The sequence below is a fragment of the Kribbella aluminosa genome (genome assembly GCF_017876295.1).
GTDB lineage: Bacteria > Actinomycetota > Actinomycetes > Propionibacteriales > Kribbellaceae > Kribbella > Kribbella aluminosa.
This window is the reverse complement of sequence record NZ_JAGINT010000002.1, coordinates 993641-1006435: the sequence shown is the minus strand read 5'-3', so window position 1 is coordinate 1006435 and position 12795 is coordinate 993641. Positions and strand designations below refer to the sequence as shown.

Annotated in this window: 11 protein-coding genes and 1 pseudogene; 4 read left to right on the top strand and 8 right to left on the bottom strand. The window is 69.8% G+C overall.

The window, feature by feature from the left end; translation table 11 throughout:
* The first annotated feature begins 189 nt into the window (after window positions 1-189).
* Window positions 190-510, top strand: coding sequence for an ArsR/SmtB family transcription factor (locus tag JOF29_RS26260; RefSeq protein WP_209697112.1), 321 nt, complete (start codon window positions 190-192; stop codon window positions 508-510).
* Window positions 511-566: 56 nt separating this feature from the next.
* Window positions 567-1154, top strand: coding sequence for a dihydrofolate reductase family protein (locus JOF29_RS46095; RefSeq protein WP_209697111.1), 588 nt, complete (start codon window positions 567-569; stop codon window positions 1152-1154).
* A 234-nt stretch (window positions 1155-1388) separates the two neighbouring features.
* On the opposite strand, the pseudogene JOF29_RS46280 reads toward JOF29_RS46095, so the two are convergent.
* Window positions 1389-2204 (bottom strand): annotated as a pseudogene (locus JOF29_RS46280) (MFS transporter); the annotation flags it as partial.
* Between the two features lie 132 nt (window positions 2205-2336).
* On the opposite strand from JOF29_RS46280, the gene dinB reads away from it, so the two are divergent.
* Complete coding sequence (gene dinB / locus JOF29_RS26245) at window positions 2337-3533, top strand: DNA polymerase IV (RefSeq protein ID WP_307863695.1); 1197 nt, start codon at window positions 2337-2339, stop codon at window positions 3531-3533.
* Here the strand turns inward: dinB and JOF29_RS26240 are convergent.
* The 7 genes from JOF29_RS26240 to JOF29_RS26210 all read right to left on the bottom strand — a co-directional run bounded on the left by JOF29_RS26240 (window position 3530) and on the right by JOF29_RS26210 (window position 11687).
* The gene (locus JOF29_RS26240) at window positions 3530-4180 is read right to left on the bottom strand and encodes a hypothetical protein (protein ID WP_209697109.1); all 651 of its coding nucleotides are present in this window, start codon (window positions 4178-4180) and stop codon (window positions 3530-3532) included. The two genes, dinB and JOF29_RS26240, sit on opposite strands and share 4 nt — an antisense overlap.
* A 6-nt stretch (window positions 4181-4186) precedes the next feature.
* Window positions 4187-4831, bottom strand: coding sequence for a DUF5063 domain-containing protein (locus JOF29_RS26235; protein WP_209697108.1), 645 nt, complete (start codon window positions 4829-4831; stop codon window positions 4187-4189).
* Window positions 4824-5423 (bottom strand): recombination mediator RecR, encoded by a 600-nt coding sequence (recR, locus tag JOF29_RS26230; protein ID WP_209697107.1) that lies wholly within the window; start codon window positions 5421-5423, stop codon window positions 4824-4826. Before recR ends, JOF29_RS26235 begins: the two co-directional genes overlap by 8 nt.
* Before the next feature lies 1 nt (window position 5424).
* Window positions 5425-6039 (bottom strand): YbaB/EbfC family nucleoid-associated protein, encoded by a 615-nt coding sequence (locus JOF29_RS45545; RefSeq protein WP_307863694.1) that lies wholly within the window; start codon window positions 6037-6039, stop codon window positions 5425-5427.
* 248 nt (window positions 6040-6287) lie between these two features.
* On the bottom strand, window positions 6288-9878 hold the full coding sequence (locus tag JOF29_RS46080; RefSeq protein WP_209697106.1) for a DNA polymerase III subunit gamma and tau: 3591 nt from the start codon (window positions 9876-9878) through the stop codon (window positions 6288-6290).
* A 178-nt stretch (window positions 9879-10056) separates the two neighbouring features.
* The gene (locus JOF29_RS26215; protein ID WP_209697105.1) at window positions 10057-11058 is read right to left on the bottom strand and encodes an NADP-dependent oxidoreductase; all 1002 of its coding nucleotides are present in this window, start codon (window positions 11056-11058) and stop codon (window positions 10057-10059) included.
* Window positions 11055-11687, bottom strand: a complete 633-nt coding sequence (locus tag JOF29_RS26210; protein ID WP_209697104.1) for a TetR/AcrR family transcriptional regulator — start codon at window positions 11685-11687, stop codon at window positions 11055-11057. Before JOF29_RS26210 ends, JOF29_RS26215 begins: the two co-directional genes overlap by 4 nt.
* Before the next feature lie 66 nt (window positions 11688-11753).
* Between JOF29_RS26210 and JOF29_RS26205 the strand changes: the two genes are divergently transcribed.
* A complete protein-coding gene (locus tag JOF29_RS26205) occupies window positions 11754-12617 on the top strand; it encodes an alpha/beta fold hydrolase (protein ID WP_209697103.1) in 864 nt (287 codons plus the stop codon).
* Window positions 12618-12795 lie beyond the last annotated feature (178 nt).

The window sequence follows — 12795 nt, the reverse complement described above, 5'->3', positions numbered from 1 at the left end:
GGTACGCCGTGCGGCGTTGCACCAGGCGTAGTCTCCGGGCTCATTCTAGCCGTGACCTGTCCGTTGCCTACCGGCTGACCAGCACCCGGTCCGGCAGATCACCGTCCGGACCGGAGGTTCCCCGACCGCGCGTGGTTCACGCGGGAAATGGTCCTTGTTTATATAAGCCATCGCTGAAATAATTGCCGGGTGCATGCGTTCGACATCCTCGGCGACCCGGTCCGGCGCCGGATCCTGGAGCTGCTCGCCGAGGGCGAGCTGCCGGCCGGCAGTATCGCCGGCACCATCGGCACGGAGTTCGGGATCAGTCAGCCGGCCGTCTCCCAGCACCTGAAGGTGCTGCGGGACAACGGGTTCGCGACCGTGACCGTCGACGGCACCCGGCGGCTGTACGCCGTCGTCCCCGAGCCGCTGCGCGAGATCGATACCTGGCTGGACCGGTACCGGAAGTTCTGGACCAACCGGCTGGACGCCCTGGAGACCGAGCTGCACCGCGGCCGCCGCTCATAACCTTTGCGGTATCACCTGCATCTGGGTTGGTAGAGCGTGACCCAGAGGAGTGGCGGATGCGGAACATCGTGGCCAGGCTGTGCATGTCCGAGGACGGCATCGTGGAGCGGCCCGAGCAGTGGTTGCCGCGCGCCGCGCTCGGACAGCTGATGCCCGCGACCGGGACCGTGCTGTTCGGCCGCCGGACGTTCGAGCGGTACGCCGGTTCGCTCGGCGTACTGGAGCACACCCGGAACCTCGTGGTCGGCACCCGACCCGTGGTCGCCCGCCCGGGGACCGAGATGCTGCAGGGCGAGACCCGCCGGGTCCTGACCGCGCTGAAGTCCGTACCGGGCGAGGACCTGCACGTGATCGGCAGCCTCACGCTGATCCGCTCGCTGCTCAGGTGGCGCCTGGTCGACGAGGTGTCGCTGCTGATCCATCCGGTCGCCGCCAGCCGCGGTACGTTGCTGGACCGCCGGCAGCTCCGGCTGATCTCGATGTGTGCGCGCGACGGCGGCGTACTCGAGGCGAACTACCGCGTCCGCTACGCCGCGACCGCAGTACCGTCGACGACGCTGATGTCCAACGGCCGGTGGGGCGGGACGCGGAGCAGGGACAGGGTCGCCAGTACGGCGAGACCCGCCGCCAGGACCCACGCGTAGCGGACGCCGAACGCCTCGACCACCGCGCCGGCCACGGCGGACCCGACCGCCGAGCCGACCATGCCGCCGCTCTGCGCCCAGCCGAAGATCTCGGTGTGCGCGGACTGCGGCGTCAGCTCGCCGATCCGCTCGTACACCGCGGCGATCGTGGGCGCGATCAGGCAGCCGGCCCGCGAACATCATCACCGCGAGCGCGACCACCGACGAGGTCACGAAGACACAGCCCGCGACCAGGACCGCGAGCGCCAGCATCCGCCGCCAGACGTACGAGTGCCGCCGGCCGGGGAGTGCGCCGTTGATCACGCCGCCGCTCACGCTGCCGACCGCGGCGACCATCTCGAGCACGCCCGCGATCAGCCGGTTCCCGTGCTGGTCGGCGACGGCGACCATGCCCAGGGACATCGCCGCGAATCCCATCACCAGGCAGGCCCAGGCGATCAGCAGCGGCGCACGATGCGGATGGAACAGCAACTCGCGGGCGGTCGGTCGCGGGCCGGAGCTCTCGTCGTGGTGCGATCCCGACTGCTGACTCAGACCGAACCACCAGATGCTCGCGGCGGCGGTCACGGCGCAGGCCAGCAGGCCGGCACGCGGGCTGGCGAAGCTGACGATGACCGCGCCGGACATCGGGCCGATGACGAACAGCAACTCCTGCGCGGTGGCGTCCAGCGAGTAGACGGCCCGCAACCGCGACCCGTGCACGATCCGTGGCCAGTTCGCCCGCAGCGCCGAGGTGACCGGGGCCACGCAGACGCCGGCGATCGCGGCGGCCACGGGGAGCAGCCGGTACCAGCTGTACGGCAGGAGCGCGACGACGGCCATCGACGCACCCCAGGCCATGCCCGTGCCGATGACGACCTTGCGGGCGCCCTTCCGGTCGGCCATCCGGGACCAGACCACGCTGGCGATCGCCGTACCGACGGAATAGGCGCCGGCCACCACGCCCGCCCAGCCGAAGTTGCCGGCCGCGTCCTTGGCGAGGAAGGCCAGCGGGACCATCGTCGCCATCACCGGCAGCCGGGCGATCAGCGCCGCCGCGAGCAACGCCATCACGCCACGGGTCTTCCAGAGATCGCGGTACGCCGACAGGTCCATGACGTGCATTGTTTCCTGACATCGATGTCCGGCGCCTCGGGAATTCTCCCTATCTCGTTTGTCGGCGGTTTATGCGAACATGTGTTCGTGCCCTCGGTAGGTGCGGCGACGATCCTGCATGCCGATCTGGACGCGTTCTACGCGTCGGTCGAGCAGCGCGACGACCCACGCCTGCGTGGGCGTCCGGTGATCGTCGGCGCCGGCGTGGTGCTCGCCTGCAGCTACGAGGCGAAGGCGTACGGCGTGCGGACCGCGATGAACGGCGGCCAGGCGCTCCGCCGCTGCCCCGGCGCGATCGTGGTCGAGCCGCGGATGTCGGCGTACACCGAGGCCAGCCGGGCGGTCTTCAAGGTCTTCGACGACACCACACCGCTGGTCGAGGGGCTGTCGATCGACGAGGCGTTCCTGGATGTCGCCGGGCTGCGGAAGATCCGCGGTACGCCGGTGCAGATCGCGGCCAGGTTGCGCGCCGAGGTGATGTCCCGGGTCGGCCTGCCGATCACCGTCGGGGTTGCGCGGACGAAGTTCCTGGCCAAGGTCGCGAGCGGGGTCGCGAAGCCGAACGGTCTGCTCGAGGTGGCGCCCGACGGCGAGCTGGACTTCCTGCATCCGCTGGACGTCTCGCGGTTGTGGGGCGTCGGCGAGGTGACCGCGGAGAAGCTCCGGAGCCGCGGGCTGACCAAGGTCGGTGACGTCGCGATGCTGCCCGAGGCGGCGCTGGTCGCGATGCTCGGACGCGCCTCCGGGCGGCAGTTGCACGCGCTCGCGCACAACCGCGACCCGCGGCCGATCGAGGTCGGGCGGCGACGCCGGTCGATCGGATCCCAGCGCGCGCTGGGCCGGTCGCCGAAGTCGCCGGCCACGCTGGACGCGGTGCTCGCCGGCCTGGTCGACCGCATCACCCGGCGGATGCGCTCCGCGGGCCGCTCCGGCCGGACGGTCACGCTGCGCCTGCGGTTCGACGACTTCACGCGCGCGACCCGCTCCCACACGTTGCCTCAGGCAACCGATCAGACGCGCGCCCTGCTGGTGACGGCGCGGGCCCTGCTCCGCGGCGCGCAACCGCTGATCGCCGCGCAGGGGCTGACCATGATCGGCGTCTCGGTGGGCAACCTGGAGAACGACGCCGCCCTGCAGCTGGCACTCCCGTTCGACAAGGCCGCGAACAACGAGCTCGACAGCGCCCTCGACCAGGTCAAGGACAAGTTCGGCACCGCCGCCATCACCCGCGGCATCCTGCTCGGCAGGTCCCCCGGCCTCGAGATGCCGATGCTGCCGGATTAGCTACGCGGGTAGCCGATCTCGGCGATCGCGTCGGTGAGGTCGCCGAGGCGGCGCTGCCGGTTGAGCGACGTGACGACGTACTCCGTCAACGGCATCAGTGCGTACACATGGCGGATCGCTTCGACGTCCAGGGCGACCTCGTAGTACTCCTCGGCGAACGTCAGGTACGCCTCGGGCCGGCCGTCCGCGATCAGCTCGAACAACTCGTCCGCGCCGTCGGCCTCGACGTTCTGCACAGGCCCGCAACGCCAGGCCGAGTCGTCCGCCGTACGCCAGAAGCACACCGTCGCTCGTGGCACGCCGTCGTCGTTGAACGCCTTGTCGTCCCGCTGCTCGTGAAACACCTCGGGTACGCCGTCGAGCAGCCCGGGCCAGGGGCGCATCCCGTTCGCGTACGGCGACAGCGGCGACTCGTGGTCGAACCCGTACCCGAACACGCCGTCCGGCGCGAACACCAACGAGTACTCGTTGCCGGCCCCGTCCCGCATCAGCGCGGCTTCCTCGGTCGCGGACCAGCGCGCGTCGAACTCGTAGCACCTGGTCCGCTCGTCCTCGTTCAGCACCAGATCGAGGACGGCCAGCGCCCGGCTCACCCGCCGTACGACGGCCGGCTCCGGCAACCGGCGTACCAGCTCGACAACAGACATGGACGACTACCGGCGCTGGACGGCTTCCTCGGCGACCTCGACGAGCTCGCGGTCGGTGGCCTCGGTCTCCGCGTCGTGCGCCGGCTCCAGCCGGTCGTGCGCGATCAGCGACTGGATTGCCCGCAGTACGGCGCTCGCGGCCGCGCCCCAGGTGGAGACGTAGGAGAACTGCCACCACCACAGCGCCTCGACGACCCGGCCGTCCTCGTAGTGCGCGAGGCCGTGCACGAGGTCGGTCGCGATCGCCGTCAGGTCGTCGGAGAGCCGGTTGACGGTGATCTCCGGCGGCGCGGCGTACGGGTCGAAGACCTCGGCGTACTCGTCCAGGCCCTCGAACAGCACCGCCAGCCGGTCCCGCATCGCGTCCAGGTCCGGGTCCGGGCCGGCGTCGCTCTCGAAGCGCTCCTCCGGCACGAAGTCCTCGAACGCCCCGAGCCGCCCGCCGGCCAGCAGCAGCTGGCTCACCTCGAGCAGCAGATACGGCAGCGAGGCGAGGCCCTCGTCGACCCCGTCCTCGTCCGGCTGCGCGGCGATGTCGCGGACCGAGATCAGGAAGCTCCGAACCTGGTCGGCGATCTGCTCGGCGAACTCCTCCAGGTCCTCGGAGTCCGTGGCCAATGCGCGCTCTGCAATATCGGTTGGTTCAGTCATCGATCGATCGTCGCCCTTCAAACGCCCGTCCAAGTGTGACCTCGTCCGCGTACTCGAGGTCACCGCCTACTGGAAGTCCACTAGCCAATCGGGTGACGCGCAAGCCCATGGGCCGCAGCAGACGGCTCAGGTACGTCGCCGTCGCCTCACCCTCGAGGTTCGGGTCGGTGGCCAGGATGACCTCGATCACCTCACCGCCGGCCAGTCGCTGGAGCAGTTCTTTGATCCGCAGCTCGTCCGGCCCGATGCCCTCGATCGGCGAGATCGCGCCGCCGAGCACGTGGTACCGGCCACGGAACTCGCGGGTGCGCTCGATCGCCACCACGTCCTTGGCCTCCTCGACCACGCAGATCAGGCTCAGGTCGCGGCGCGGGTCCCGGCAGATCCGGCACTGCACCTCCTCCGCGACGTTGCCGCAGATCTCGCAGAACTTGACCTTCTCCTTCACCTGCACGAGCACGTGCGCGAGCCGCCGTACGTCGGTCTCGTCGGCGGCGAGCAGGTGGAACGCGATCCGCTGCGCGGACTTCGGACCCACACCGGGCAACCGCCCCAGCTCGTCGATGAGATCCTGAACGGCACCCTCGTACACGTCAGCCCGGGTTCTGACCGGACTCGCCGGCCGCGCTCCCCGGGTTCACAAACCCGACCCCATGCCCGTCCGAGCCCACCTGGCCGGGCTCGTCCGCACCTGCCTGACCGAGGTTGTCCGCGCCCGTTTGGCCGAGGTTGTCCGCGCCCGTTCGGCTGCCGTGGGCCGCATCGCCGGGCTCGTCGTCGCCCGCCCCGACCGCGGGCGGAGTCGCGCTGGGCAGCCCGAAACCGGCAGGCGCCGACGGCGTACCGTCACCGAACCCCGGGAAGCCACCCGCGTCACCACCGAACGCCCCGCCCAGCCCACCGGCCAGCGGTCCCATCGCGGCGGCCGCGGCCTGCTTCGCGTTCTCCGAGGCGTCCCGGACCGCGGCGACGATCAGGTCGGCCAGCGTCTCGATGTCGTCCGGGTCGACGGCCTCCTTCTTGATGTCCAGGCTGAGCAGCTCACCCGTACCGGACACCAGGGCAGTCACCAGACCGCCACCGGCCGAGCCCTCGATCTCCTGGCCCTCAAGGTCGGCCTGTGCCTCCATCAACTGGTTCTGCATCGCCTGCGCCTGCGCGAGCAGGTTGGACATGTCGAAGCCGCCAGCACCGCCACCGTCGAACACTGCGATCTCCTCGTCCGAACCGCTTCCTTGGGCCCCGGCACTCGAGACGCCGAAGCCGGAGCCTCAACACTAGCCGGTCGCCCTGACAACCCCACTCGCGGCCGGAAACCGCCCGTTCTCCCCAAAGTTATCCACAACCTTGTGGACATCTTTATCCACAGTCCTGTGGATTGTGTGGACACACACCGCGCTAATCGTGCGAGTCCTGTGGACGAACCTGTTTGCCACCGAGTAGCGCCGAGGTGAACTCAGTTCGGCTCTTCGGTGATGATCTGGGCGCCAAGCGCGTCCCGCAACAGATCGGTGTGCGACCGCGAGTCCTCCTCGAGCACCACGTCGTCCTCCCCGATCGCGTCCGCCTCTTCCTCCGGCGTCAACCGCACATCCGGAACCGCCGCAGCCGCAGCCGCCGCCTCCCGCGCCTGCTCAGCAGCCACCGCCGCCTCCGCAGCCCGCCGCTTACTCGCAGCCTGCTCCCGCCGATCCACTACGGCCGGCTGACCACCCTGCCGTCCCGCCGGCTGACCACCCTGCCGCCCCGCCTGCTCCCGCTGCCCGGCCCGCCCCACCGGACCGCTCTCCCAAGGCTCCTCCGGCGGTACGTCGTACTCAGAATCCGGCGGCTCCCGCAAAGCAACCGCCCCACCGTCCCACTCCCCCGACAGCCCCCCACCATCCACACTTGCCCCCGAGCCACCAGCCCCGCTGGAACCCCCGACACCAGCCGACCCCCCAACCCCAGAGCCGTCACCACGCCCACCTAAGTGCCCCTCCGCACCACCAACCCCAAACCCACCAGCCTGCCCACCCGCACCTACCCCACCCACTCCAGCCTGCCCACCTGCGCCCGCTCCTCCCGCACCAGCGCCACCAGCCAGCCCACCAACATCGGGCCCACCCGAACCAAACGAGCCCGCGCCCGGCCCACCAACACCCGCCCCACCTGCGCCCACTTCTCCCGCGCCAGCCCCACCAGCCGGCGCATCAACACCTGCCCCACCAATGGCGGCCCCGCCAACACCCGACGCGCCGGCTCCTGGCCCACCCGCCCCTCGCCCGCTCGCGCCTACCCCGCTCGCCCCCGGACCACCCGCGGCCGCCCCACCAGCACCCGGCCCCGCATTCGCCCCACCAGCACCCGAACCACCCGCGCCCGCCTTACCAGCACCCGGCCCGCCCGCGCCGAACCCACCAGCACCCGGCTCGCCAACACCTGACCCACCTGCGCCAGGCCCACCTACACCCGAGCCGCCAACCCCTGGTCCGCCTGCTCCCGGCCCGCCCGCACCTGGACCACCTGCGCCCGCACCACCCTCGGCCGCTCTGCCTGCGCCTGCGCCTGAAGCATCTCCTGAACCGCCGCCGGCCGGACCACCCAAGGCCGCACCGCCAGACCCACCCGCCTGCGGTCCAGGACGACCGGTCGAGCCGCCGCCCCCGCCGCCCCCGGCGCCCGGATCGGTCGACGGATCCACGACCGCCTCGACCCGACGGTTCACCCCGATCGTGTCGATCATCGCCTGCCGCAGAATCTCGTCACTCCCGGACCGCGCGAAACTCTCCCGCGCCCCTGCATTCACCAGCCCAAGAGTCAACGTCTGCTCGTCGATCGCAATCACCTGAGCGTTCTGACTCAACATGATCCAGGCGAACCGCCGCTTGGCCTTAACAGCCTCCAACACCTCAGGCCACAACCGCCGAATGTCCCCCAGCCCAACACTTCCAACCCCCGCCGACGCCGTACCACCCGCTGCAGGAACACCACCGGACGCAGCAGCACTGACGGACGCAGTTGCACCGCCGGATACAGGTGCACCACCGGACGCCGGACCGCTGCCGGGTGCAGGCACGCTGCTGGCTGCAGGCGCGTCCCCGGTCGCCGAACCACTGCCCGCCGCAGGCCCACTCCCGGCCATCGGCCCAGCCGAACTCCCACCACCAGCGGCCCGCCCACCAGCCACTCCACCTTGCGCGCCCGACGCCACCTCCGCCTCATCACCCCAGGCACCAGTACGCGCACCACCAACCGAACCACCCACCGCAGAAGCTCCCACACCAGCAGCTCCCACACCAGCAGCTCCCGCACCAACAGCCCCCGCACCAGGACCGCGCGCACCAGCCGAGGCACCGGACGCGGCCCTGGACGCGCCACCAGACGCGGCACCGGACACGCCGCCCGACTCCCCGCCGACCGGCCCGCCAGCAGCTGACTCGGGACTGGTAGCCCCGCCGGCGGTGTCGGCACCTGCCGCACCAGACCCACCCGCCGATGCACCACCAGCTGCGACACCAGCCGCGCCACCAGCTGTGCCGCCGGCCCCAGCACCAGACACACCACCGGCCGCATCGCCAACCGGCCCGCCAGCCACACGTCCGTCAGCCACACGTCCGTCAGCTCCGGCCGCGCGACCTGTCCCAGCCCCGCCACCATTCCCCGCGCCACCCCCAGGCGAGCCACCGACCTCAGCCCCCTGAGCCGTTCCGGAATCAGTGCCAGGAACGGCGCCAGCTGCAACTCCCTGAGCGCCACCGGGACCGGTGGTTGCGGCTGCTCTTGCGGCGGCTCGGCTCGACGCAGCGTCTGCGGCGGGTCCCGCGCCGGGTGCGTCCGGCTGGGCGTACCCCGTCGTACCAGCGGCTCCTGCGATGTCCGCAGTACCGCCGGGGACTCCGATGGCCAGGCGGCGTTCCATGCGGTCCAGCCGTGCCTGGATGCCGTTGGTCGAGTCGTCCGCACCGGGCAGCAGCACCTTGGCGCAGATCAGCTCCAACTGGAGGCGCGGCGCAGTCGCCCCGCGCATCTCCAGCAAACCGGCGGCGACGATGTCCGCCGCGCGGGTCAGCTCCGCCGGGCCGATCCCGGCGGCCTGCGTCTGCAGCCGCTCTCCTTGGTCCTCAGCAGCTTCGATCAAACCCGACGTCACAGCCGTCGGCACCGCGGACAACACAACCAGATCCCGCAGCCGGCGCAGCAGGTCCTCGGCGAACCGCTTCGGGTCCTGCCCGGTCTCGATCACCTTCTCGACTGTCTCGAACACCGCCGCGCTGTCATGCGCGGCGAACCCGTCCACGCACGCGTCGAGCAGCGAGTCAGGCGTGAACCCGAGTAGCGCGACTGCCAGCTCGTACGTCACACCCCCCGGCCCGGCCCCACCGATCAACTGGTCGAGAACGCTCAGCGAGTCCCGAACCGATCCGGCACCGGCCCGTACGACGAGCGGCAGCGCGGCCGGCTCGATCGCCACGCCCTCCGCCTCGCACAGCGTCGCCATATAGTCCGCAAGGGCCTTCGGCGGCACCAGCCGGAACGGGTAGTGGTGCGTACGCGACCGGATCGTCCCGATCACCTTGTCGGGCTCGGTGGTCGCGAAGATGAACTTGAGGTGCGGCGGCGGCTCCTCGACCAGCTTCAGCAGGGCGTTGAAGCCCTGCGTGGTCACCATGTGCGCCTCGTCGATGATGTAGATCTTGTAGCGGCTCTCGACCGGCGCGAAGAACGCCCGCTCACGCAGGTCGCGCGCGTCGTCCACGCCGCCGTGCGACGCCGCGTCGATCTCGATCACGTCGATGCTGCCGGGCCCACCGCGCGCGAGGTCGGTGCAGGACTTGCAAACCCCGCACGGCTCGGCGATGGGACCCTTCTCGCAGTTGATCGCGCGGGCCAGGATCCGCGCGCTGGTGGTTTTCCCACAGCCACGAGGTCCGGAGAACAGGTAGGCGTGATTCACCCGGTTGTTGCTCAACGCGTTCCGCAGCGGCGCGGTGACATGGTCCTGCCCGATCACCTCCGCGAACGTTTCCGGCCGGTACCGGCGATACAAGGCAAGAGGCGCTTCCACGGTCGCAACCCTAGCGCCGCCCTCGGACAATCGCCCGCCCCGCCGCCGCCCGTCCTCACCGCGCGTTCGCGGAGTCGTGAATTCTGGTCGCCGACACGCCGGACCGACCGACCTGGATCCACGACTCGCCCTCCAGGGGTCGAGCCGAACGCCACGACTCGGCCCGACCTTGGACGATTCAGCTCATCTGTACGACGACCTTGCCCTTGGCGCGGCCGGTCTCGACGTACGCCAGCGCCTCTCTGGTCGACTCGAACGGGAAGACGCGGTCCACAACCGGCCGGATGACTCCGTCGTCGACGAGCGCTGCGATCTGACCCAGTTGGTCCCCGCCGGCTCGCATGAAGAGGAACGAATAGCTCACGCCGCCACGGCGCGCCTTCCTCTTGACCCGGCGGCTCAGCACCGTCATCGCGAGTTTCAGGAACCATGACGCCCCGATCTCGTCGGCGAACTCCGGATCGGGTGGGCCGGCGATGCCGATCGCTGTGCCACCAGGGCGGAGTACGCGAAGGGACTTCTCGAGGTTCGCACCGCCCAAGGGGTCGAGTACGACGTCGTAGTCGCTCAAGACCGTTGCGAAGTCTTCGTTCTTGTAGTCGACGACCACGTCGGCGCCGAGGCCCTTCACCAAGTCGAGGTTGGCGGTGCTCGTCGTCGTCGCGACGGTGGCACCGAGATGCTTGGCCAACTGGATCGCAGCTGTTCCGACGCCACCGGAACCCGCGTGGACGAGAACCTTCTGCCCCGGGGTCACGTTCGCCCGCTCGACCAGGGCCTGCCACGCGGTCAGCGCGACCATCGGTAGCGAGGCCGCCTCGGCCATCGACAGCGTTCGCGGTTTGTGCGCCAGGTCGCGTTCGTGAACGGCGATGAACTCCGCAAAGGTGCCGATGCGGTCCTTGTCCGGTCTCGCGTAGACCTCGTCGCCCGGCGTGAACCGCCGTACCGCAGAACCGACGTCGGTCACCACGCCGGCCAGATCGTTTCCGAGTACGAACGGCATGCGGTACGGCAGGATGAGCTTGAACTCGCCGTCCCTGATCTTGGCGTCGATCGGATTCACCCCGGCCGCCATGATCTTGACGAGTACGTCGTGCTCGGCCAACTCCGGCACCGCGACGTCGGCGAGGCGGAGCCCGTCCTTGCTCTTGTAGCGGTCGATGACGAATGCCTTCATGAGGTTGGCCGGCTTTCGGGTGTGACGTCGAGGATGGCAAGGACGTTCTGGATGCCCTGCTCGAGGACCTCGTCGGCGAGGGCACGGTCGGCCAGGGCGCGTGAGAGTTGCATCGTTCCGACCATCAGGGCGTACGCGCTGAGCGTCCGCACTCGCGCAGACCTGGGATCGTGTGGGGCCAGTACGGCGGCAATGTCGTCGATGAGTGCCAGCGCTCCGTCGGTGAAGGCCTGCTTCGTCGCGCCCGGGCAGCGGCTGATCTCGTCGAGAAGCGCCGCCGAGGGGCAGCCTTCTTCGGGGTTGTCGCGGTGAACGGTCGAGAGGTACTCCCGCACGATCCGCTCAACACCCGCCCGATCGGTTGCCGTCGAGCTGATCCACTCGCGCTGTCCGCGGAGTTGCTCGGTGACCATCGAAGCGACCAGGTCGTCCTTCGAATCGAAGTGTGCATAGAAGGCGCCGTTGGTGAGTCCCGCGTCCTTCATCAGCGTCGCGATACCGGAACCGTCGATCCCGTCCCGTTTGAACCGACGGCCGGCCACCTCGGTGATCCGCTGCCGCGTCGCCTGCTTGTGTTCCTTGCCGTACCGCGCCATCTGCCGCTCCCAGCTCCGGGCTTGTTTCGTCAATAGTATTATGATCATAATCTAAAGGATCGGGCAACTGCACCCGGCCAATGACACAAAGGACCCGACATGAGCGAGACAGCGGCAGTGCCCGGCAACAGCGCGACAACGTCATGGAAGGACGCGACGACGCGGACCCTCTCGACGGACGGAGTGCAGTTCGCGTACCGCGAGCTCGGTCCGGACGCCGGCGTACCTGTGGTGTTCCTGACCCATCTGGCCGCCGTACTCGACAACTGGGATCCACGCGTGGTGGACGGCATCGCCGCGAAGCACCGGGTCATCACGTTCGACAACCGGGGCGTCGGCGCCTCCAGCGGCTCCACACCGACCACCGTCGAAGCGATGGCTCACGACGCCGTCAGCTTCATCCGCGGCCTCGGACTGGATCAGGTCGACCTGTTCGGGTTCTCGCTCGGCGGCATGATCGCGCAGGTGATCGCGGAGCTGGAACCACAGCTCGTTCGCAAGCTGATCATCGCCGGCACCGGTCCGGCAGGCGGTGAAGGCATCGACAAGGTCACCCGTATCACCTACCTCGATGTCACGCGCGGACTGCTGTCCCGAACCGATCCGAAGCAGTATCTGTTCTTCACCAGGACTCCGAACGGGATCCGCGCCGGCGAGGAGTTCCTCGGCCGGCTCCAGGAGCGCACCCGCGATCGTGACAAGCCGATCAGCGTACGGGCGTTCCGCGCGCAACTGAAGGCCATCCATCGATGGGGCCTGCAGAGCCCGGCAGCGCTCGCGAACATCCACCAGCCCGTGCTCGTCGCGAACGGCGACAAGGACCGGATGGTGCCCACCGAGAATACCGTCGAGCTCGACCGGCGGCTCCCGAACAGTCAGCTCGTCATCTACCCCGACGCCGGGCACGGCGGCGTATTCCAGTACCACCAGGACTTTGTCGAGCAGGCCCTGGCATTCCTCTGACAGCAGGCGCGCACTCGCAGAGGCCGCCGGGCGCGCTCCGTCCCCTGCGAAGACGGCAGGTCGGGAGCCGGGCGAACGAAGTCACCGGCCGGGATGCCCAGCGCGAAGGCTTTGCTTGCGGAGGCGCTTCCACCCCCGAGGGTTCCAGCGGCGGGCAGTTTCAGTGCGGGCGGATCCA